The sequence below is a fragment of the Pantoea sp. DY-5 genome (genome assembly GCF_019795955.1).
Classification (GTDB): domain Bacteria; phylum Pseudomonadota; class Gammaproteobacteria; order Enterobacterales; family Enterobacteriaceae; genus Pantoea; species Pantoea leporis.
Genome location: NZ_JAIMIE010000004.1, coordinates 472,759 through 494,746, shown reverse-complemented (window position 1 = coordinate 494,746; position 21,988 = coordinate 472,759). Strand labels below are relative to the sequence as shown.

17 protein-coding genes are annotated in these 21,988 nt (G+C 53.0%); 2 read left to right on the top strand and 15 right to left on the bottom strand.

What is annotated here, in order from left to right:
* Window positions 1-4 precede the first annotated feature (4 nt).
* From wcaK to wbaP, 12 genes are all read right to left on the bottom strand, one after another.
* A complete protein-coding gene (gene wcaK / locus K5Y30_RS15880) occupies window positions 5-1,267 on the bottom strand; it encodes a colanic acid biosynthesis pyruvyl transferase WcaK (RefSeq protein WP_222212081.1) in 1,263 nt (420 codons plus the stop codon).
* A 285-nt stretch (window positions 1,268-1,552) separates the two neighbouring features.
* Window positions 1,553-3,763 carry a phage tailspike protein gene (locus K5Y30_RS15875; RefSeq protein ID WP_222212079.1) on the bottom strand — a complete coding sequence of 737 codons (2,211 nt, stop codon included), beginning with the start codon at window positions 3,761-3,763 and terminating at the stop codon, window positions 1,553-1,555.
* Window positions 3,764-3,820: 57 nt separating this feature from the next.
* The gene (locus K5Y30_RS15870; protein ID WP_222212077.1) at window positions 3,821-4,855 is read right to left on the bottom strand and encodes a glycosyltransferase; all 1,035 of its coding nucleotides are present in this window, start codon (window positions 4,853-4,855) and stop codon (window positions 3,821-3,823) included.
* A 50-nt stretch (window positions 4,856-4,905) separates the two neighbouring features.
* Window positions 4,906-5,658: a glycosyltransferase family 2 protein gene (locus K5Y30_RS15865; RefSeq protein ID WP_222212076.1), complete on the bottom strand. Its 753-nt coding sequence runs from the start codon at window positions 5,656-5,658 to the stop codon at window positions 4,906-4,908.
* 73 nt (window positions 5,659-5,731) lie between these two features.
* Complete coding sequence (locus K5Y30_RS15860) at window positions 5,732-6,649, bottom strand: glycosyltransferase family 2 protein (protein ID WP_101763367.1); 918 nt, start codon at window positions 6,647-6,649, stop codon at window positions 5,732-5,734.
* 74 nt (window positions 6,650-6,723) lie between these two features.
* Complete coding sequence (locus K5Y30_RS15855) at window positions 6,724-7,902, bottom strand: acyltransferase (RefSeq protein ID WP_222212075.1); 1,179 nt, start codon at window positions 7,900-7,902, stop codon at window positions 6,724-6,726.
* A gap of 24 nt (window positions 7,903-7,926) precedes the next feature.
* Window positions 7,927-8,649, bottom strand: a complete 723-nt coding sequence (locus tag K5Y30_RS15850) for an SGNH/GDSL hydrolase family protein (RefSeq protein ID WP_222184765.1) — start codon at window positions 8,647-8,649, stop codon at window positions 7,927-7,929.
* Between the two features lie 15 nt (window positions 8,650-8,664).
* Window positions 8,665-9,801: an EpsG family protein gene (locus K5Y30_RS15845; protein WP_217548638.1), complete on the bottom strand. Its 1,137-nt coding sequence runs from the start codon at window positions 9,799-9,801 to the stop codon at window positions 8,665-8,667.
* 181 nt (window positions 9,802-9,982) lie between these two features.
* The gene (wzc, locus tag K5Y30_RS15840) at window positions 9,983-12,160 is read right to left on the bottom strand and encodes a tyrosine-protein kinase Wzc (protein WP_192411528.1); all 2,178 of its coding nucleotides are present in this window, start codon (window positions 12,158-12,160) and stop codon (window positions 9,983-9,985) included.
* Between the two features lie 12 nt (window positions 12,161-12,172).
* Entirely contained in the window at window positions 12,173-12,607 is a 435-nt protein-coding gene (locus tag K5Y30_RS15835) for a protein tyrosine phosphatase (RefSeq protein ID WP_101763362.1), read from the bottom strand.
* Window positions 12,608-12,616: 9 nt separating this feature from the next.
* A complete protein-coding gene (locus tag K5Y30_RS15830) occupies window positions 12,617-13,747 on the bottom strand; it encodes a polysaccharide export protein (protein ID WP_101763361.1) in 1,131 nt (376 codons plus the stop codon).
* Between the two features lie 273 nt (window positions 13,748-14,020).
* The gene (gene wbaP / locus K5Y30_RS15825; RefSeq protein ID WP_222212074.1) at window positions 14,021-15,454 is read right to left on the bottom strand and encodes an undecaprenyl-phosphate galactose phosphotransferase WbaP; all 1,434 of its coding nucleotides are present in this window, start codon (window positions 15,452-15,454) and stop codon (window positions 14,021-14,023) included.
* Window positions 15,455-16,243: 789 nt separating this feature from the next.
* On the opposite strand from wbaP, the gene K5Y30_RS15820 reads away from it, so the two are divergent.
* Window positions 16,244-17,800: a TerC family protein gene (locus tag K5Y30_RS15820; protein ID WP_222184761.1), complete on the top strand. Its 1,557-nt coding sequence runs from the start codon at window positions 16,244-16,246 to the stop codon at window positions 17,798-17,800.
* Between the two features lie 56 nt (window positions 17,801-17,856).
* Here K5Y30_RS15820 and asmA read toward each other — a convergent pair whose 3' ends face one another.
* From asmA to udk, 3 genes are all read right to left on the bottom strand, one after another.
* Entirely contained in the window at window positions 17,857-19,656 is a 1,800-nt protein-coding gene (asmA, locus tag K5Y30_RS15815; RefSeq protein ID WP_222212072.1) for an outer membrane assembly protein AsmA, read from the bottom strand.
* Window positions 19,657-19,802: 146 nt separating this feature from the next.
* A complete protein-coding gene (dcd, locus tag K5Y30_RS15810) occupies window positions 19,803-20,384 on the bottom strand; it encodes a dCTP deaminase (RefSeq protein ID WP_007888946.1) in 582 nt (193 codons plus the stop codon).
* Between the two features lie 72 nt (window positions 20,385-20,456).
* On the bottom strand, window positions 20,457-21,095 hold the full coding sequence (gene udk / locus K5Y30_RS15805) for a uridine kinase (RefSeq protein WP_008104883.1): 639 nt from the start codon (window positions 21,093-21,095) through the stop codon (window positions 20,457-20,459).
* 230 nt (window positions 21,096-21,325) lie between these two features.
* Between udk and K5Y30_RS15800 the strand changes: the two genes are divergently transcribed.
* Complete coding sequence (locus K5Y30_RS15800) at window positions 21,326-21,937, top strand: phosphatase PAP2 family protein (protein ID WP_101763357.1); 612 nt, start codon at window positions 21,326-21,328, stop codon at window positions 21,935-21,937.
* Window positions 21,938-21,988 lie beyond the last annotated feature (51 nt).

Below are 21,988 nucleotides of genomic sequence, written 5' to 3'. Positions count from 1 at the left end.
CACTTCACCCCAGGACGTTGAGAATTTCTGCTGTAATGCGGTTACCAATCTCACGCTCCTGCGCCACCGCGGTATCAACTTTGTGTTTCACGTTGTCATAGTCGGCCAGCACCGTCTGCACTTTATCGATGAGCGAACCGTCCATCAGGCTCTGCACATCGGTGGCCATCTGCGGCAGGCCAAGCTGTTTCATCACGCCGAGCGACTTGTGCTCGTAGTTGATGGCCACGGCTGGCGTACCAAAGTTCATGGAGATGATGGCGGAGTGCAGGCGGGTACCAATGGTCAGATGACAATGGCTGAGGAGGATGCCGAGTTCGAGGTCGTTGAACTCGTCCATGATGACATGGTAATGCTCGGGATGCTCGACATGATCGCGCAACGTCAGCGCCACCATGCGGTCATCTTTGGCGTAGCTATCAATACCGGTACAGGTAGAGAAGGCAACCACCTGGTAACCTTCGGCAATCATCGCGTTAATCACGCGGCCAAAGGCAGCTTCATACTCTTTCTGCGTGACGCCGAGACGTTTGTCGAACGGCGCCAGTTCACGCACGGTAATCGCAATGGTTTTGCGTGCGCTGATAATCGCCTGCCAGTGCAGCAGGTTATGGCTTGGATTGGCCACTTCACGCGCTTCAACCAGGAACGCGGTATCAACGCCCTTCTTCACTTTGCTGGTGGTCACGCCATCCTGCTTCAGGCGGTCGTAGCTCACCTCTTCGCGCAGCACCAGGCTGTCAACGCGGTCGAAGACAAAGTTCGCCAGCGCATTAACGCGCGGGTTCTCGAATGGACCGACTGAGTGCCCCACCATATGCAGCGGCTTTTTCGCCATCAGCGCACAGAGCGCGTGGTCGAATTGGGTCACGCCGTAGAGATCGACGAAGAACGAGCCGCCAACCTGAATAATCGCGTCGTACTGCGCAAGGCTTTGGGTGAACGCCGCCAGATGCGGTGGCACCGAGAAGGATTTGTACACGCCGCCTTTGCCAAGGTGCGCCATCATGATGTCCGGCATCAAGCGGTTCGCCACTTTGCGTTTCAGGCTGCCAACTAAACCTTTGCCCGATTTGCTGTTGTGCAGGAACAGGGAATCCTGCTGGATATTCTGCTGCAGTAAATAGCCAGAGCTTGTTGGATAACGGCTGATCACATCGATATCCAAATCCGCGCGCGCGGATTTCAGTGAATCAATCAGCCCACGTAAAATCGCGCCATCCCCACGATTTCCACAGGTATGGTTTCCTACCAATAAAATCTTCATAAAAAAACTCCGGAAAAATTTTTGTAATTTTTACAAGCCGCCAATAGCTGCACTGGCAAAGTGAACTCTGTTTAAAAGGACTGCAATGGGAGTAAACCCCAAAAAGTGGTGCTTAACGTCGGTGCTGCTTCTCGGTGCGCATGAATGCGCACCCTACAAAACCATCATCCAATGCTGAACGTCGGTGCTGATTTCCAGTGCGCATGAATGCGCACCCTACAAAACCCTCAACCAATTGCCGAACGTAGGGTCGCCATTAATGGCGACCTATTTACAAACCACTCATTACGACTTCACGGCGAAATACGGCATAGCCACCTGCTCGCCATTAATCACTACCGAAATGAAACCTTTGGGTTCGCGCGTATCCACCTGTTCCGGCTTAAGCGCGCGCGAGGCCAGCAGCAGATCGCCCTGCTCGTTACCGCCAACACCGGCTTTACCGTTATGCAGGCTGAAACGCTGCGGTGCCTGCTGTGCGCTACTGCCCGGTGCGCCTTTGTCCATCACCGCATCCACACGTGCACATTGGCCGGTCAGGAAGCGATCCTTGGCGGTGCTTTTGATCAGCACGGCGGTGGTCGGCGTCCAACCCGCCAGCTTGACGTAGACTTTGGTATCGGTATCGCTACGCGCTTCGAAACGCACATCAACCACTGGCGAGCTACCTTCCGCTGACCAGCTGGCTTCGGCTTTGTTTTTCTTGCGCTGCAGATGAATCACCGCGCGGCCGCCGGTGCCTTTGCCGTTGATAACATCCATCAGCGGCTGGTTGGCGGTACCGTTATTGAACTGCGACTGGCCAAACACCTCGATCTCCCAGCTATCGCCCACCGTTGGCGAGTAGAAGTTGCCGAGTTCAAACCAGGTTTGCTGATCGCTGTTATTGGTCAGGCGGAAACGCGAGGTGATGTAGTTGTATTTCAGACTGCCATCGATGGCGACGCCGTAAGATTCGACGCGCGTCGAGCCCATTTCCCAGATGTTCAGCCAGCGTTCGCCTTCCAGCGAGTTATCAATCCAACTGCCCGACTGCAGATTGGTCTGGCGCATATTCAGGCGCGAGTTGCGCGCATTGAGCGGGTTCTTACAATCCTCAATACTCAGCGCATCGACAATCCATTGGCCGTTCGAGATGTCGCCAGGGAAATCGCTGTGCTCAATCCAGCCGTTATGGATGATGGATTGGCTGCAGCGCGGCAGATTCAACACCATGCCGCCTTTACAGTGCTGGGCGTTAAAGTTGGAGAGCTCAATCGCGGTGCTGTGATCCCATGCGCCGGCCTTTTGACCCGACCAGCTGGCTTTAATCACATCGCCGGTACAGGCGTTGGCGTACCACTGGTCGATTTTGCAATCCAGCGTATCCAGCAGGCTAAGCGAAACGCCGCCCACCTGATTGAAGCGCAGGCAGGCGCCACGGAAGAACTGGCCGCCCGGACAGGTATTGCGGAACAAACCCTGCTTGTTCGGACGCTTGTCGGTGTTGCCGTTGAAATTCAGGTTGGAGATTTCCGTCCAGCGCGCATTTACCTGGAACAGGAATTCGGAGCGACCGTCGGAAACCAGCGTGGTCGCCGGGAAATAACCGAAGTTGACCATCGCGCCGGAAATGCGGAAGAAGCGACGTCCTTCGTCACCGAAATCACATTCAGAGACAAAGAAGGTGCCAGCCGGGAATTGCACGCAGATCTGCTGGCTGGCATCAATCGACCATTGATACATGGCTTTGATCGCCGGTGCCGTGTCGGTTTTGCCGTCGGCAATAGCACCGAAATCAAACAGCGTCAGGCGATTAAAATCTTCCACCACGCGACGCCAGGTAAAACCGTTGCCGCTGAAATTCACGCCGCCATCATCTTTGCCATCGCCAAAGGTGCCGACGAACTCGCCGCCTCCCACTTCCAGCCCTTCGTGCCAGCTTTTCAGCTTGATTTTGGCACCGGCAAACAGCGGACGGGTTTTACGCAGCTCTTCAACCGATGGGATTTCACCAATCAGCTGGTAGCCGTTCGGCTGCGCCAGACGCTGGCTGAAGTTGCTTTGATTGGGGCGCGAGACATCGCTGATGGAGAACAGCGTGTGACCCTGATCGTCCTCCACCACCATTGAGTGCGCGGGATTGGCGATCAACGCCGCATTGTCGTGAATGAACTGGGCAAAGTTGCCTTTGTTCAGCGCAATCGGCTGGCTGATTTGTGACACTTTGCCATTGGCATCGCGCAGAAACACCGGAATCTGATTGCCGGCTTGGCTGGCATCGCTGCCCGCCTTACCGATCCACAATTTGCCCTCGAAGTTCTGCCAGAACTGCGGCGGCATGGTATAGACGTTTTCTGGCGTCAGAATCGGCACATCGCCCGCCGGTACGCTGGTGGGATCGACGGATTTTAACGTTGGCTGACCACTTTTTGCGGCGTAGCTGGAAAACGCACTCACTGAGAGCGCAGTAACAATCGAGGAGGCTGCGGCCTGCAAGACTTCTCTTCTTTTCATGCTTCAATTCCCGTGGTTGTGCGGCCAAAAAGGATTCCCGAGGCACGATAATTGTCGCTAAACAAGGGCGAGCCAGCTCTGCTTGATCTGATTACCGTCAAACTTGAGCGCGGTTTCTTTGGTTTTTTCACTCATGGCATAGAACAGGCCATCATCACTGGCAAGCTGCTCCATCCGCTTGATAAAGGTGGTTTTGTCGTTCATCGGCACCAGGAAGCCATCTTCACCGTGGTTGATGATCTCCTGCGGCCCGGTTGGGCAATCGTACGCCACCACCGGCAGCGACCAGGATTTGGCTTCCAGCAGCACCAGCGGCAAGCCTTCATAGCGCGAAGTCATCAGCGCCATGTCGCTTTCGCGGTAGTAATCGTTGATGTTGCTGACTTTGCCGACGAAGTTAACACTATTGGTGATACCTAACGCCGCAGCCTGATCGTGCAGCTGCTGACGCAGTTCGCCGTCACCGGCAATCACCAGTTTCCACTCGGGATGTTTCTTGCTGAAGTCGGCCCAGATATCCAGCAGCAGGTCGAAGCCTTTCTGGTTATCAAGACGTCCCACCGCCAGCGCCTGACGGCTGCGCGTTTGACGTTGAAACGCTTTGTACACCACCGGATTGGGGATTTGCTGGCTGGCAATATTCCAGCGGTTAAACACCTGATGATCTTTGTCGGTCAGGACGATCACCTGGTCGTAATAACGCAGCATCAGCCACTTCAGCAGCTTAATCGGCTTGCTGAACGAGTTAATCGCGATGTGTTCGCAGGCATACGCCTTGAAGCGCTTCTTCTTCAGCGCCATCAGATTCCAGAAGGCGAACATCACGCTCAGGCGACCCATGCTGATCAGGAATACGCTGTCAAAGCCTTCCTGATGAATGCTGCTAACGGCGCTTTTAATTGGGTTGCTGTGGCCTTCAAAGCTGACAATTTTTTTCACCAGTTCGAACGGATAAAAGGTTTTGCCATGGCCTTCCAGCGAGTAAATGGTGACTTCATGCTGCTCGCCGAGGCACTCAGACATAAAGTTGCAGATGTTTTCCGTGCCCGCATAGGAGTAGGCATCTTTAATCACCAAAACGATCTTTTTCATACAATCCTTTCCACCTCAAAAATATATAAGCAGCTAAATCACCGTTGCGCTTAGCGGTGTTTTAAGGCAAAAAGAACCCCGTTCACCATGTACCACGTGTAATAGTAATATACTTTTAACGGATTGTTTTTATAGATAATTCTTAATAATTCGAGGTGCCACTTCGCCGCTTTATTTTTGTTACGCGACAGTGAATCGCCCAACTCGTAATAGTTGACCAGGGTTTTCTGGATCACGCGGGCTTGTTTGTAGCGGAGGAACAACTCATAGAGGAACAGGAAGTCTTCGTGGCCTTTGCGCTGGAAGAAGATGCCCTGTGGAGGACGGCGGAAACACACCGAGGAGAAGCAAACGCGATATTGCTTCTTCACGAAGTTTTCCTGCTGCAGGTAGGGTTTGCTGTAGTTGATATCGTGGTCAGCGGTTTTGGTTTTGTAGTGATAATGCGTGATCACGAAATCATCGCCGGCGGCGATCGCAGCGGTTTGTACGGCCAGTTTTTCGCGGTGCCACTCGTCATCGCTGTCGAGAAACGCAATGATCTCTTCTTTCGCCGCGCGCAGTCCCACGTTACGGGTTTCAGCTGCGCCCTGATTGACCTCGTTGTCGAGAATGGTGATACGCGCGTCCTGGCAATGTTCACGTACAAAGGCCAGTGAATCATCGGTGGATTTGTCGTTGATCAGGTAAAGATGCCAGTCGCTGTAGGTCTGGTTGATGATCGACTCAACCGCGCGCAGAACGGTATTTCGCGCGTTATACATCGGCATCACAATACCGACGGTGCCAACATGATTTGTCATTTGTCTACCCGGAGTTTCAGGAACCAAAAAATTGCCCCCGTGTAGGGAGCAAGTGAAAGTGTTTAAAAGTGAATCAGGAGACGGCTCTTCTGCCCGAGAAGCGCGACTTCACCTTATCGAGCAGGCGATTCATGAAGTAGGCGCGATTGTCACGGTTGGTGAGGAAGAAGTAGCGTGCAAAGCTGAGGCTGGCCTGCAGCGATTTACCATCCATCTTGTAGCGCAGCGGCAGCTTGAACGCCTTGTAAGTATGGATGTCACGCGTGGTCAGATGCGGCTTCATGGTGTCGAGCCAGAAGAAGGAGTATTTGACCGATTCACCTTTGTGCTTGGAACCAAATTTGGTCACCAGATGGTAGGTTGCCAGCGGCTTGTCGATCATCACGAAGGCATAACCCATGCGGTCAGCGCGGATGCAGAAGTCATAATCCTGATGGCGAATATAGCGCGCATCAAACTGGATCTGCGCCGCATCTTCGCGCTTCAGCACAATGGTGCTGGTTTGAATAAAGCCGTAACAGCCAAACAGATACTCGGCCACGGTTTCATTCTTGCCGGGCGGCTGCATCGGCATCACCTTGAGGAAGCTGCCATCCTGATGGATGTTCACCTGACTAAAGATGACGTAGCGCGATTTGCCCTGCGCTTCCAGTTTGGCGATGGTTTCACTCGCCACCAATAACTTGTCCGGATGCCACTCATCGTCGGCATCGAGGAAGCTGATAAAGTCGCCGGTTGCCAGCTCAATACCTTTATTACGGGCGCCAGCGCCGTTGAGTTTGACCTCAGACAGCTCCAGTTTGATAGCCAAATCCTGATAACGTTCGCTGCGTACCACCTGCGCCAGTTCAGCCGCATCGGCCGATTTGTCATCAACAATAATGACTTCAAAATTGCGATAGGTTTGCGCTTTGACGCAATCTAGCGTCGTGACAATCGATTTCGACGCGTTATACGCGGGAATAACAATTGAGAAGCGAATCTCCTGCATTGCCAGCACCTCATTAAAAAAGTTACAAAATCAATGATATAACTTGTGGGCTCAAAAGAATAATGGGTGATGTCCTAATTTGTCGGCGAGGTCTTCATCGCCACTTTCTTCTTGTTGCTACTGCCGATAAACGGTTTCTCGACAAACAGATACGTCAATTTCGCCACATAGAAGGAGGCGACAAAGAACAACGTTGAAAGCAAGGTGTAGAACAGGAACGAATGCGGATAGAGCGTTTCCGGGATCTGCTTGATGAAATAGAGCACCACACCGTGAATCAGGTACAGGCTGTAACTCACCTCACCAATCGACATCAGGGTTTTGTTTTCCAGAATGCCAAACACCGCGTTGCCGCTGCTTACAGTAAAGAAGATCGCCGTCAGGCAGCAGAGGAAAATCAGATACCAGAAGGTGTTGCTGGTGAACGACAGCGAGAACAGCGACAGCACAATCACCGCAAAGCCGGCCAGACGGGAGGTTTTGTAGTGCGCAAATCTGTCGCGATATTTATACGCCAGATAACCCATGGCGAAGCCCAGCACCGGACGCGGATCGGTATAGGTTTTGCCCCACAGACGCAGGCCGACAGCCACGCAGAAAATCACGCCGATGGAGCCGAGAATCAGCAGCGTTTTGTATTTGCCTTTGGTGACGCGATTAAGCACGTAAATCAGCGGAATCGACAGATACAGCAGCCATTCGAGGCGCAGCGTCCATTCCACACCGGCGTTGACATCCGCCGTCAGGAAATCACCCATACGATAGCTGCCAATAAACAGCAACCACAGCACGGCATCTTTCACTGCCGTGAGGCTGTAAGTGAGGTCGCCCTGCACCACGCCTACCGCGATGATGACAAAACCGGAGAACCAGAACATCGGGACGATACGGCGGATACGCGACTTCAGCAGCTTGTGCGTCAGCTGCCCTGGCGTCAGGGTTTCATTATCCAGCCAGCGATAGAACAGGAAGGCGGAGATCATGAAGAACAGCAGTACACCGAATTTACCGGAGTTAACGAAGAAGTTGCCTTCGGAGAACCAGGCAAAATAGTCTTTATCGAACACCCACTGACCGTCCAGCGAATAGATGTAGTGCGCGAAGTGTGAGAACGCCACGATGCTGGCCAGCAGCGCGCGCATGCCAGAGATACTTTTAATACCGCTACTGTTGTACACGCCTTTGTGGAAGGAGAATACTCGCAGAATGATTAGCGCCAGACAAAATGACAGCACCATGATTAATACATACATGTCAGCTCCTGAATCTGAGTTGGGTTAGCTGCTGTGCCGCGACAAAACGCTATCGAAAGTGCTGCTTAAGACGTTAAAGGTTCTTTCTGCTTTCTGCTTATAAAGCATCTCGTTTGGGTGAATGCAATCAGGCGACATCTCAGATTGCCAGTCACGGTTCTGCTTGATGGCGCTGTACTGCTTCACAATTGGCACCTGCTGCTCTTTAGCCACTTCATTTAACTGATAAACATACGGCCAGACGTTCCAGCGCTCGGCTTTGCCACAAATGGGATTCGGTTCCTGTAACACCACCAGCTTGTTATTCGCCTTTGCGCCTTTGACCAGTTCGGTGATGATGCGCTTATACTCTTGCGGCGTTTCAATGCGCTCGCCTTTGTCTTTGAAGAAGTTGATGCGCGCATCGTTGATCGCATAGTTAATCAGAATCATATTGGCATCGGATTTCGCCATGCGTTCTGACCAATCCATCGGCGTATTGTCTTTGTCGTAAACCAGCACCGAAACCTGTGCGCCCGGCATGCCGTGGTTCTTCACCTCAATGTTGTTGCCGTATTTCTCACGCAACATCTGCTGCAAAAAACTCACTTCATTATTTTTACTGAGGATATTGCGATTGCCCGACGCGGTAACGCCGGCGGTGGTGGAGTCACCGTAGGCGGCGATGATAAAGGTGCCGGGATGATCCTCTGCCTGCGCCAGTAGCGGCGCAGAGGTGATCAGAACTGCCAGTAAAGTCTTCCGCATATTTCCTCTCATCGGTTAATGAAACAATTTGAATTCACGAGCAACTTCATAGCCCACAACGGCCTGCTTCAGTGAGATCGTGTTGTAGTAGAGGTAATAAACAAGGAAGAAAGCGAACATCGCAAACATCGCGGGTTTCAGTACGCGTTTTGACTGGAAGATTAGCGACGTCAAAATAATCGGTTCGACCTGCAGCAGGTAGTTCGACAGGCGCGCACCCGATGAGTAGTTGTAGAAGAAGATCCTGATGCCGCCGCCGATGGCAAAAGTGAGAATCAACAGGTAGTTCAGCTTCCACACGTCGTACTGTTCGCGCTTGAGCTGGTTGCTCAGCATGAAGTAGACAAAGATAAACACCAGCATGATGTTTTTTAGGTTGGAGACTGACACCACGCTGCCGTCACCGGCATTCGAGGCTTCGTTACTGTAGCCTGCGGCCCTTTCGCCCATCGATCCCAGATGTCCGGCGATCAAGGCAATAAAGCCGGTCCCGCCCACCACCGAAAGTGGCACACTGAACAGGATGATGGCCACCGGCCACCAGCGCGATTCCCGAATAAACAGGAACGGAATGATGGTCACCACCATTACTGCGGTGTTGTGGCTGAGGAAGGACAGAATAAAGAAGGCAAACGCCCACCAGTATTGCTTGAGGTAAATAGTCCAGATCACGCCAAGGAACAGCGCCGAGCTCAGGCCAAAACGAATCTGGTTTACGTCTTTGTTGATAAAGATATGCGCCGAGTAAAGCGCCAATGCCAACACCGGATACGGTGACATCTTTTTGAAGAAGATGGCGTTGGTTGAAACTGCCAGAATACTGAACACAAACAGGAACACGCTGGCATTGTGTGAAAACAGGCTGGTGATCCACGCGATAGCAAAAATCAGCGGTTCATAACGGAAGAAGGCGACGGTGTTGGCAAAACCGTTGACCTCAATACGGCGGACGAAGTCGGCAAAGAAGCTGCGATATTGATAGTCGTCCATCCCGGTACCGAGACCGCGAATACCGGCAAAAATAATTAGCGTGACCGTGGCGATGCACAGCAGGTAAGTCAGAATATGGGTGGTGCGTTCGTCTTTCTTCAACAGGATTTCGACCAGCGCAAGCAACAGCAAAAACCCTGATAAATACCAATATGGAGCCATGGTGTGATTCCTTAATTCCACAAGTTCTCGTGCCAGCGGTGGCTTTTAATGGCGTTATAGAGAGAATCACCTGTGTAAATCGTTGCGTGTCGTCATTCAAACGGTGCGATCAAAAGGGGCGGTCAACCCGCCCCTTTCTTCACCGGATTACCCTCATCATTAACTGTGAATGACGGGCAAATTAACTTTTGGTCGGTTTGCCATACTCGTAGTCGTAATAGTCGTAACCGTAACCATAAGAGTTGGCGGCTTTACGCACCACGGCGTTAAGGATCACACCTTTAATCTCAATACCGTTCTGGGCAAAGCGCTTGAAGCTGACATCCAGTTCTTTCGGCGTGTTGGTTTCGAAACGCGCCACCATCAGCGACGTACCGGCCAGCTTACCGATGATAGACGCATCGGTGACCGCCAGAATCGGAGGCGTATCAATCAACACCAGGTCATAGTTCTTGCTCGCCCAATCCAGCAGCTCACCCATGCGACGATGCATCAACAGCTCAGATGGGTTTGGTGGCACCTGACCGCGTGGCAGGAAGTCAAAACCGTACGGGCCTTTCTGAATCAGCGCCGGGCTGAACTCGGTTTTGCCTGACAACACGTTAGACAGACCGGATTTGTTATCGGCTGACAGCAGTTCGTGGGTGTAACCGCGACGCATATCACCATCGATGAACAGCACACGTTGGCCCGCTTTGGCGACCAGCGTTGCCAGGTTGGCACAGATAAAGGTTTTACCAATACCTGGGCTGGCGCCGGTGATCATCAGGATGTTGTTTTTCGCTTCCATCATCGCGAAGTGCAGGCTGGTACGCAGGCTACGAATCGCTTCGATTGACAGGTCAGTTGGATTGCCCAGCGCCAGCAGCGTTTCGTGGGGATCGGTTTTCACCTTGTTGCCACGACGCGCCAGTGCTTCGGTATCTTTCTTACGTTGCCATTCTGACAGCGGTACGCTGGCATAGACGTTCATGCCCAGCTCTTCCAGCTGCTCTGGATTTTCGATGCCGTGATGCAGCAGCGCTTTCAACAGCACCAGACCAACAGAAACCATCAGACCCAGAATCACGCTCGCCGCGATGATCAGCAGTTTCTTCGGTGCCACCGGGCTATTGCCGGTTGCTGCGCCATCGATGATGCGTACATCACCCACGGTGCTGGCTTTACTGATACCCAGCTCTTGTTGACGGTTCAGCAACTGCATGTAGATTTCCTGACCAGACTGCACATCACGCGTCAGACGCAAGATCTCTTGCTGCGTCTGTGGCATCTGAGAAATCTTTTTATTCAGCTGCGCCTGCTCACCTTCCAGCGTTTTGCGTTTTTCCAGCAACGCGCGGTAGGTTGGGTGATCTTTAGTAAACAGCTGAGAGACTTCGGCTTCACGGAAGGTCAGTTCGTTCAACTGGCTCTGCACGCTGACAGAAGAATCCAGCGCCGATTTCGCTTCCAGCGACAGGTCAACCGACTCGTTCTGGCGACGGAAGGTATTCAGCTTGTCTTCGGCATCATCCAGTTTGCCACGCACTTGCGGCAGCTGGTTGCGCAGGAATTCCAGGCTTTTTTCCGCTTGCTCAGATTTACGTTCAACGTTCTGCAGCAGGTAGTTATTGACGATTTGGTTCAGCACTTTGCTGATCTGCTCTGGATCTTCACCCAGATACTCCAGACCCAGCACGCCCGTGTCTTTACCTTTATCCGCAACGGTCAGGTTAGCCAGCACGGAGTTAATCGCCTGCAGCTCGTTCAGTTTGGTAACGCTGAAGCTGGTGCCTTCATCGGCATTGATGCCGCTTACCAGCATGGTCACTTCACCGTGCGTTTCCAGCTGACCAACTTTACCTTTGAACAGCTCATCACCGTCCGCTGACACGGTATACGAGTCAGGACCGGTCACTTCCAGTTCAACGGTACGTTTATCGATGGTGCGTGGAATTTCCAGGCGGGAGATGGCGACAGTTGATGGCTTGTTACCCATCAAACGCGACAGACCTTTGCCGATTACCGGGAAATAGTTCTGGGTGACAACGGTGTCCAGACCCAGATCGTCAACGGTTTTACCGATAACCATGCGCGATTCCAGAATCTGAATCTCGGTATCGGACGCCGGCGTTGGCGGCAGAATGCTGTCTAACTCATTCAGTACTGAGCTGGCATTCTTCTGTTCAACCTGGACTAACGCATCCGCGCTGTAGATTGGTGTAGCAAACAGTGTGTAGAGCGTGGCTACCAGCATGAAGAAGGCGGTAACGGCAACAATAATCCAGCGATGATCAATCAGCTGTCCCACAAGATGCGCCAGATCCCATCCATTCGAATCTTCCTTTGGCGCGGTCATAACCTTGTTTTTGATATTCATGGATATTCCCAACTATCGGCTTAATACGTTGACCCATTTCTGGGTAGCGTTTTCCAGTAACCCGTAGACCTCTTCAAAGGCCTCGCGACTTTTTTTGTACGGATCCGCAATTTCCTGCTGATTGAGCCAGTGGCCAAGCAGCATGGTCTTTCCGCGTGCGGCTGGATCGATGCGATTCACCTGTTCAATGTGGCGCTTTTCCATTACCAGAATCAGGTCATAGTCACGGCACATGCTGGCCGTTAACTGCTGAGCCTGATGCCCTTCCAGCGACACGCCGTGTTCGGCGGCCACAGCCAGGGCTTTTTGGTCCGCCGGATAGCCTTGCAGCGCGCTGAGCCCTGCGGAGGCAATCCGGATGTTTGGTAGCGCGCGTTTGAACAGACGCTCCCCGGTGGGGGAGCGGCAGATATTGCCGACGCAGACGACTAACACGGACTTAATCATGGCGAACCCTTAGTTCGACCAGTTGCGGAAACGAAGGGCCGAGGAGCTGGCATCGTCAATACCTACGATGGTCGGCAGCAGGCCCGAAATCACACGGTTCCAACGGGTGATTGGTGTCGCGGTGACATAGACGATGTCGTACGGCTCCAGTTGGAATTCGGTGCCCATCACCATCGATGCCGCATCTTTGGTATTCAACTGATAGATGTTGGCGATCTTGGTGCGGTTGGCGCCGCGAATCGGACGAATCACGAACACGCCGGTGGCATCAGAGGTGGTCTGATCCATACCCTGCGAATTGCCCAGTGCTTCGGCCAGCGTCATGCCGCTGCGGTCCATCTTCAGCGTTGACTGCTGCTTCACTTCACCCATCACGAAGACTTTGAGATCGTCGTTACGTGGCACGTAAAGGATGTCGCCCGGATAGAGCAGATGGTTTTGGCTCAGGTCGCCGTTTTGCATCAGCGCCTGCAACGAAAGACGTTGTTCTTTGCCGTTGTGCGTCAGCACCACGTTGCGCCAGTCAGCGTCAGCCGCTAAACCGCCGGCGGCGTTGACGGCATCCAGCACGGTCAGCGGCACGTTAGTGATCGCCTGTTGTCCGGAGGTGGTGACTGAACCGGTGACGTACGCTTTCTGCGAACGGAACGAGGCGACGTTAACGTCAACCTGCGGACTTTCGATGTATTGCGCCAGACGACGCGCCACTTCGCTGCGGATCTCGGTAACCGTTCGGCCTGCTACGCGCACTTTACCGATGTACGGGTAGAAAATGGTGCCATCTGCCTGTACCCAGTTACCGGTGTCGCTGGCGCTACGGTACTGACCGGCAGGTGTGGTTAACTCTGGGTGATCCCAGACGGTGACGTTCAGCACGTCGCCAACACCGATACGGTATTCGTAGCTCTGAATTTCATTTTGCAGCATCGGGTTAGCCTGCGCGACTAACGGCTTCGGACGCATCTGTTCAACCAGACGCGGCGTCAGCGGGAAGACGTTGACATATTTGTCGATGTCATAGTTGCTATCCTGTTGCTCTATGACATCTTTTCCACTGGTGGAAAGGTGAGAACCCGGCTCAATGGTACATCCGGAGAGAAAAGTCGCGGATACCAGTAAAGGTATCAATTTAATTTTCATTATCATCTGATTCTTCGCTATCAGTTATTGATTGATAGAGGCGAAATCGCCCGCTGTGTAGCGTCTTACAAAAATGGAATATGACAGGTTAAACACTGAAACTGTGGGTCATTATTATGCGCTCCCTTGGTTTTATGTTGTCACCGAGTCTAAAGACGACATCAATTAAAATGGTTATACAGACTCAATCAGTGCAGCTGTCTAATAACGACACACCTAGCACCCGCAGTTTTCAACCGGGGAGCTTGCTGCCCTCCCCGGCTTCGCTGTCTATCAATAGGCGCCATCGCGTTTCAGCACTACGCCAACCGTCTTAAACAGAATCGCGATGTCATTCCACAGCGACCAGTTCTTGACATACCACGAGTCGAAATAGACGCGTGTTTCATAGTCAACGTCGTTACGACCGCTAACCTGCCACAATCCCGTCATGCCTGGTTTCGCCATCAGGTAATAATCGACATCACCGGCATAACGGCAGAGCTCATCTTCAATCACCGGGCGCGGCCCCACCAGGCTCATATCGCCACGTACCACGTTCCACAGCTGCGGCAGCTCATCCAGACTGGTTTTACGGATGAAATGACCGACTTTGGTAATGCGCGGGTCGTTCTTCAGTTTGAAATCTTTATCCCACTCGGCGCGGGCAACAGGATCGGTACGCAGTACCTCTTCCAGCACCTCTTTCGAGTTGATCACCATTGAGCGGAATTTCAGGCATTTGAACTTACGGCCGCCCAAACCAACACGTTCATGACCGTAAATCGGTGGTCCACCATCGCGACCAACCATAAATCCAAGCACCAGCAACGCCGGCGACAGCGCCAGGATAATGCTTAGCGCGCCGACGATATCGAATGCACGCTTGAGGAAACGTGAAGTGCGCTTCGCCAGATTGTTATTCACACGCAGAATCATTACTTCATGGCTGAAGATGTAAGCCATGTCAGTGCCGTACAGCGGTACACCGCGCAGCGTTGGAATAACGGAAACAGAACGGCAGTTGTGCATCGCCAGGGTTTTCAGCCAGTAATCGCGGTGCTGGCTCTGTTCAAACTCCACCGCCACGATGAACTGGGTTTCGCTGCTGGTCAGCTGCCACAGCTCTTGTTCGTTGTGCAGCACAGGTACGCCAGAGATACTGGCCTGCGGGCTGCTCTTATCGACATCGAAGAAGGCGATAACATCAAAGCCCATTACTTCTTCGCTCTGCAGCGCCTGCCAGGCTTCCTGAGCATTGCGGCTGCTGCCGATGATGATAGTTTGCTTCTTCCACATGCCGTAATGATTCAGCACACGTTTAGAAATGGCGCGCGCTAAGGGAATCATAATCAGCGCCAGAAGCCAGGTCGCAACCCAGACAAAGCGCGACATTTGCCATTGTGAAAGTGCTGATATTGACAAATCAATGACAGAGAAAATAAGAATGGTACGAAAAATCTCTTTGAGCTCGAACCAGAATGGCTTGCGATAAGTATAATGACGCAGGCGAACCCAGAACCAGCCTACACAAATAACCGAAAGCGCAATGTGCGTAGCAATTTTTAAATGCAGGTATTTTTCAGATATATCTGCCAATGGAGAATGGGTGAAGGAATTAATCATCGCCATCGCAATAAATAATGCTGCGTTGAAACAAATTAAATCCGAGCACGCCAGTAAAATTTTGGTCAGAAGACTTTTATATGTAATTTCGTTATCGCGCATAGTTAACTCTTTTATATTATTTCTTTAATCCCTAATGCCTCAACACTGTTTAATAAATGAGCGAAACGTTCACTGCATTTGTTGAGGCAATCTGCGGTAAATTCTCTGAGGCCAAATCAATTCTCACAATAGTAAGCAAGAGAATTATGATTAATACCAACAGATTAGTCCGACTTCCCTTACCACAGAGGCAGGCATTCATACCAAGAGAAAGGCGCTTCAGGCACGCTACCGCCCTTGGCTGTCGCTGCCAATACCGCTTTCATCATCCTAATTACAACTTGTTTTATGCGGCATTTTTGCGCTAATTACTGGCCGTGGTCCGCGTGCGATCACAGTTCGCAACATTAAGAGGCTAAGGGGCACGCTATTAACAACTTTGGCGCAGACATTTACTAACACGTTGCTATACTAGTTATTACTGGCTTGTTTACAAGTAGGCCCCGTGTTCCCTGCACTATTTTAGGAAAAAGACTACCAGCGATAAGTATTGATGCCAGCCCTTTCAGGCCATTTCCCCGTAAAATTCAGATAAATTCGATACTCTCCACCTCAATATTTTGCATTAAAAATGCACGCGTTTACCTGTTGAGAAAAATTAATACTGGCCATTACGAAAAGGATTTCTTTATCCATACTTTCATCTTATCCGCCGTGACAGCAGCCAGGAATAACCATCTTGATTTGCCGTTTCCGCAGATTTGACGGGCCGGAAGGTATTTGTACCCTTTACTTCATTTAACTATCATCAGATTAAGCTCAATTGATAGACATTAAGGTAACTAACGCATGTTGGAGTGGATCATTGATCCGTCGCTTTGGGCTGGATTAGTCACGCTAATCGTTCTGGAGCTGGTGTTGGGCATTGATAACCTGGTTTTCATTGCCATCCTCGTCGAAAAGCTGCCGCCCAAAGAACGCGACCGTGCGCGCATTATCGGTCTACTACTCGCGCTGGTGTCACGTTTAGCGCTGCTCGCCTCACTTTCCTGGCTGGTTACGCTTACAAAACCGCTGTTTACCCTGTTGCATCACGACTTCAGCGCCCGCGATCTGCTGCTGCTGTGCGGCGGCTTCTTTCTTCTTTATAAAGCCACCACCGAGTTAAACAGCCGCCTGGAAGGCGCTGACGAGGAAACTGGTCAAAATAAGAACGGTGCTAAATTCTGGCCGGTGGTGGCGCAAATAGTGGTGCTGGATGCCATCTTCTCGCTGGACTCGGTGATTACCGCCGTTGGCATGGTCAACGAGCTGCCGGTGATGATGGCGGCAGTGACGGTGGCAATTCTGCTGATGCTGCTGGCGAGTAAGCCGCTAACGCGTTTCGTCAACGGTCACCCGACCATCGTGATTCTCTGCCTGAGCTTCCTGCTGATGATCGGCTTCAGCCTGGTGGCCGAGGGTTTAGGCTTCATTATTCCGAAAGGCTATCTCTACGCGGCGATTGGTTTCTCCATCGTCATTGAGATACTCAATCAGCTGGCGATGTTTAACCGCCGCCGCTTTCTCACCGCTGGGCGCCCATTACGTCAGCGCACGTCGGAAGCCATTCTGCGCATTCTGCGCGGCGAGGCGCAGCGTGCGGAACTGGACGCCGATACCGCGTCACTGGTGAGCGACAGCGAAGAAGGCGCACTATTTAACCGCCAGGAACGGCGCATGATTGCGCGCGTGTTGGGGCTTGGTCAGCGCCAGATTAATAGCATCATGACGTCGCGCCACGACGTCGAACATATCGACCTCAGCGAAGATCCTGCGGAGATTATGGCGAAGCTCGATCGTAACCAGCACACGCGTATTCTGGTGACCGAACAGGGCCGCGACCCGCTTGGCGTAGTGCACGTGATTGATTTGCTGCATCAATCGTTGCACAGCAAATCACTGGATTTACGTTCGCTGATTCGCCAGCCGTTAATCTTTCCTGAGCGCGTCACCTTATTACAGGCGCTGGAACAGTTCCGCAACGCGCGCACCCACTTCGCCTTTGTGGTGGATGAGTTTGGTTCGGTGGAAGGCGTGGTCACGCTGAGCGACCTGATGGAAACCATCGCCGGCAATCTGCCGAATGAAGGGGAAAAAATCGATGCGCGCTATGATATTCAAGTGCTGCCCGACGGCGGTTGGGTGGCGAATGGTCATATGCCGTTAGAGGATTTAGCCGTCTACGTGCAGCTGCCGCTCGATGAAAAGCGTAATTACCACACGCTGGCGGGATTACTGATGGATAGCCTGCAACATGTGCCGCAGGAAGGCGAAGAGTTGCAGATCGGCGATTATCTGCTGCGAACGTTGCAGGTAGAAAACCACCGCGTACAGAAAGTTGAGATAGTGCCGATCGCATCTTAACCAAGCAGGTCGCCATAAATGGCGACCCTACAACAATAGCGCAAGGCGACGTTGAATTATGGCTGTTTCCCCGGTTGCTGGCGATCCAGCCACTGATTGAGCCGCGACTTCGCTTCGCTTTGCAGTTGCTGACGCACCACATCATCCACCGGCAACGAGTACTGCAGATTATTCCAGCCGCCGTACATACGCAGCGGAATAGTTTGCTGGTTCAGCAGCGCAGCTAATTTATCGTCGCCCTGCCAGCCGCGCAGCATCATATTAATGGTGACGTCGAGCTGCTGTTTGACCATATCGACATTGCCTTTGGTCTGCACCGCCAGACGACTGTTGCCGCCCTGCAGATCCGGCAAGCTGAAGATGCCTTGCTTGAGACTCACGCGCCCACTCAACTGCTGAATGCCCTGATCGTCGGGTTGATCGTTGGTGACACGATTACTGACGCGCGCCACCGCACGGCGCACCATCTGCTGCAGATTCAGCTGCGAAAGCTGCAAATTAGTGGCTTCCAGATCCGCACTGCCCTGCCAGTTACGTTTTGCCTCTTCAATGCTCAATCCAGCACCGCTCACATCGCCTTGCAGTGAAACCGTGCCTTGAAGCGTTTCTGGCAGTTCTAATGCTTTCAGCAGCGGCGCAATGGCGATGTTATCCAGCTCAGGCTGGAATGCCACTTGCGTCACCGGTTTGCGGATATCCACCGAACCGGGAACGGAGAAATGGCCTTCGCCAAATTTGCCTTGCAGCTTACTCAGCGTCATCAAACCTTGCTGATTGCTGGCATCGATCTGCAAGTTGGTCAGCGTCAGGCCGCGCCACACGCTGCTATCGGCGGTGAGATTGAGCGTCAGATCCAGCTGATTCAGCGGTGAGTCGCTGTTATCACGTATTCGCGGTTCAGCAATCACTGGCGTGCTCACCACATTGGCTCGCTGCGGCGCGCTGCTATCCGTCACCGGTGCATTCGCCATCAACGCGTCGATGTCTAAACGAGTGGCATGCAGCGCCAGATTAAGCTGCTGCGGCAGCGCCAGACGCCCCTCGGCGCTGCCATCCAGCGCGCTGTCATTGGCGGTGAGCTGCATCTTCTGTAGGGAAAAACGCTGATTGTCACCTTTCCATTCGCCCTGCCCGCTCAAGGTGCCTTTGATGCCCTGCGTCGGCAGATTGGCGCCGTCGATGGCGTAATTCAACTCATCCAGCTGTCCGACCAGACGATGTGGATATTGCGCCACATTCATCTGCCCTTTGAGATTGACGCTAACATTGCGCTGATTACGCGAAATCCGGGTAGCCAGATTGATGCTGGCCTGCTTGCTGGCATCCTGATCGAGGTTGAGATTGAGGTCGCGGAAATTATATTCGTCGCCGCCGGGCTGCTGCCAAATCAGCAGGCTGTCGGCAAGACGCAGTTTGCCAATCGTGAATGACCAGCCGTTATCGCTGCTGCTCACTGGCTCGGCATCACCCGGCCCCACTGGCGCGCCGCTCGGCTTTTGTGCGGCGCTGTCTGGCGTGACGCGGATGATGGCGTTTTTCAGCATCACCTGGCTGACGCTAAGCTGATGCGACAACAGCGGCCAGAGATGGACATCCAGGCGCATATTATCGGCGGTGACCATCGGCTGCGTCGCACCCGGCGCGGTCAGACTCATGCGTCCGGCGAGAATGCTAAGCTGCGGCCAGACGTGCCAGCGCAGATCGCCGCCTACCTGAAGCTGATAACCACTGCGCTGTTCAACCTGCTTTACCATGTAGGTACGAAAGTCGTTGGGATTGACCAGCAACACCAATGCCGTCATGCCCGCTACGACCACCACTAACAGGATGGCCAGCGTAGTTATCACTCTTCTCATCACATCCTCATTGCCGTCATAATTCAAGGTGCAGCTGCGTTGGCTGCGCTCGCTCACCCCGGTCACTTACTGATGTAAGCTCCCGGGGATTTACTCGCTTGCCGCCTTGCTGCACCTCGAAGTATTTTGGCAAGCATAAGTTGGCATTAGTCTTTATCTATGCGGCTGGCATCTGCGCCCTGCTGACCACGATATTTGGCATCTTCACGACGGTTATACGGTCGCGCAGCCGGGCCCGACAGCGGCTCAAAGCTCAATGCACCAATTAACATGCCTGGACGCAGCGCCAGCGGCAGTTTGCCTGAGTTATAAAACTCCAGCACGATGCGACCTTGCCAACCCGGATCGATACGGTGCGCCGTGACGTGCACCATCAAACCCAGGCGCGCCAGCGAAGAGCGGCCATCCAGCCAGCCGACCAGATCGTCGGGAATGGTGACCGATTCCAGCGTCACCGCCAGCGCCAGTTCGCCAGGATGCAGGAAAAAGGCTTCGCCTTCCGGCAGCACAATCTCATCGCTCATCACACGGTCCAGCGCGGCACTGACTTCATGCTTTGGACCACTCAAATCAATAAACGCCGCCGTGTGTCCGCTAAAGGTGCGGAACTGGTTGCCGAGGCGCACATCCACCGTGGCACCGTTGATGCGTTCCACTGGCGGGCGCGGCTCAATCGCCAACTTTCCGTTGTCCAGCCAGGCTTCAATATCGCGATCGCATAATCTCATCGCAGGTACTCCATGAATTAAGTGTAGCGAATGGCTACGACAGCGCGTCACGCCGGGGCGGACGCCTTGTCGTCAAAGATACTGATTAATCTTGGCCTTGAGGATATCAATCGCGATACGGTTTTTCCCGCCGCGCGGCACAATGATGTCAGCGTACTGCTTGGAAGGTTCAATAAACTGCAGGAACATCGGACGCACGGTCTTCTGATACTGGCTCATCACCGAATCCATGGAGCGACCGCGCTCATTCACATCGCGCTTCATGCGGCGCATCAAACAGATATCCAGCGGCGTATCGACGAAGATAGAGAAATTCATCTCCTGACGCAGGCGCGCATCGGTTAACAGCAAGATGCCTTCGAGAATGATGACTTTTTTCGATTTGAGATGAATACAGTCGCTGGTGCGGGTGTGCTCAACATAGCTGTAAACCGGCAACTCAATTTCCTGACCAGCTTTAAGCGCGCGCAGGTGCTGCAACAACAGATCATGATCCATCGCACTCGGATGGTCATAGTTGGTTTTCACCCTCTCTTCCATGGTGAGGTGGCTCTGATCTTTATAGTAGGCATCTTCGGGGATCACACCGATATGCTCGTCACCGACCTGGTCACGGATTTCACGATAGAGCGTGCTGGCGATAAGACTTTTTCCGGATGCGGATGCACCTGCGATGCCAACGATCACGCACTGATGAGACTTGTCAGTCATACTTTTTTAAGACCTGATAACTGGAGCCTGCCTAAGCCGAAGCTGCAACGGGCCGAATGAGAGGGTTAGTTGGCGGCAATTATAGGTATTTCACCGGGTTGATGCCAGAGAAATGGGCCAACGGCTTTTCAGAATATCCCCTTTTGCAGCCAGACGCTTAATCGATACACTGTTCATCTGCCAACACTGCAGCCGGCGTTGGCACTCCGAATATAGCCGCAAGGAAAAGTATGAGCTGGAAAACCCTGACCTATTTTGGCGACAGCATGTTGCTGATCCCGACCGCGGTGATCATCGCGCTGGTCTTGCCATGGAAAAGCGACAACCGCCAAACCGTCTGGTATTGGGTGCTGGCGTTTGGTCTGGCTGGCCTGGTGGTGAGCGTCTCGAAAATCCTGTTTCTCGGCTTTGGCATTGGTAGCGCCCGATTCAACTTTACCGGCTTCAGCGGCCACAGCGCGATGTCGGCCACGCTTTGGCCGGTGATGATGTGGCTGATCTCCGGCCGCTGGTCGCCGCGCTGGCGCCTGTTTACCATTGGCATCGGCTATCTGATCCCGTTGATGGTTGGCCTGTCGCGCCTGGTCATCCACGCGCACTCCAAAAGCGAAGTGCTGGCGGGCCTGATGCTTGGCTTTACGCTTAGCACCGCATTCCTGCTGACGCAGCGCCGCACTTCGCTGAAGGGCTTTAGCCTGCCGCAGATTGGCGTCGCGCTGCTGGTGCCGCTGTTACTGCTGAGCCACGGCCGCGTCGCCACCACGCAACAGTTCCTCGAACGCTTCTCTGCCAATCTTGCCGGCTTAGAAAAGCCGTTTACCCGCGCCGATCTTTTTCGCTAATCACGTTTGGCCCTTTGCGCAAAGGGCCAATCAATTCAGTGAATAACGACT

Excerpts from the sequence above, each read along its gene's own strand:
- wcaK (WP_222212081.1), bottom strand. The coding sequence starts at position 1,267 with ATGAAGATTTTATTGGTAGGAAACCATACCTGTGGAAATCGTGGGGAT.
- K5Y30_RS15860 (WP_101763367.1), bottom strand. The coding sequence starts at position 6,649 with ATGCAGGAGATTCGCTTCTCAATTGTTATTCCCGCGTATAACGCGTCG.
- K5Y30_RS15820 (WP_222184761.1), top strand. The coding sequence starts at position 16,244 with ATGTTGGAGTGGATCATTGATCCGTCGCTTTGGGCTGGATTAGTCACG.
- K5Y30_RS15855 (WP_222212075.1), bottom strand. The coding sequence starts at position 7,902 with ATGTATGTATTAATCATGGTGCTGTCATTTTGTCTGGCGCTAATCATT.
- K5Y30_RS15850 (WP_222184765.1), bottom strand. The coding sequence starts at position 8,649 with ATGCGGAAGACTTTACTGGCAGTTCTGATCACCTCTGCGCCGCTACTG.
- K5Y30_RS15830 (WP_101763361.1), bottom strand. The coding sequence starts at position 13,747 with ATGAAAATTAAATTGATACCTTTACTGGTATCCGCGACTTTTCTCTCC.
- K5Y30_RS15835 (WP_101763362.1), bottom strand. The coding sequence starts at position 12,607 with ATGATTAAGTCCGTGTTAGTCGTCTGCGTCGGCAATATCTGCCGCTCC.
- K5Y30_RS15845 (WP_217548638.1), bottom strand. The coding sequence starts at position 9,801 with ATGGCTCCATATTGGTATTTATCAGGGTTTTTGCTGTTGCTTGCGCTG.
- udk (WP_008104883.1), bottom strand. The coding sequence starts at position 21,095 with ATGACTGACAAGTCTCATCAGTGCGTGATCGTTGGCATCGCAGGTGCA.
- K5Y30_RS15875 (WP_222212079.1), bottom strand. The coding sequence starts at position 3,763 with ATGAAAAGAAGAGAAGTCTTGCAGGCCGCAGCCTCCTCGATTGTTACT.
- wzc (WP_192411528.1), bottom strand. The coding sequence starts at position 12,160 with ATGAATATCAAAAACAAGGTTATGACCGCGCCAAAGGAAGATTCGAAT.
- K5Y30_RS15800 (WP_101763357.1), top strand. The coding sequence starts at position 21,326 with ATGAGCTGGAAAACCCTGACCTATTTTGGCGACAGCATGTTGCTGATC.
- K5Y30_RS15870 (WP_222212077.1), bottom strand. The coding sequence starts at position 4,855 with ATGAAAAAGATCGTTTTGGTGATTAAAGATGCCTACTCCTATGCGGGC.
- asmA (WP_222212072.1), bottom strand. The coding sequence starts at position 19,656 with ATGAGAAGAGTGATAACTACGCTGGCCATCCTGTTAGTGGTGGTCGTA.
- dcd (WP_007888946.1), bottom strand. The coding sequence starts at position 20,384 with ATGAGATTATGCGATCGCGATATTGAAGCCTGGCTGGACAACGGAAAG.
- wbaP (WP_222212074.1), bottom strand. The coding sequence starts at position 15,454 with ATGCGCGATAACGAAATTACATATAAAAGTCTTCTGACCAAAATTTTA.
- K5Y30_RS15865 (WP_222212076.1), bottom strand. The coding sequence starts at position 5,658 with ATGACAAATCATGTTGGCACCGTCGGTATTGTGATGCCGATGTATAAC.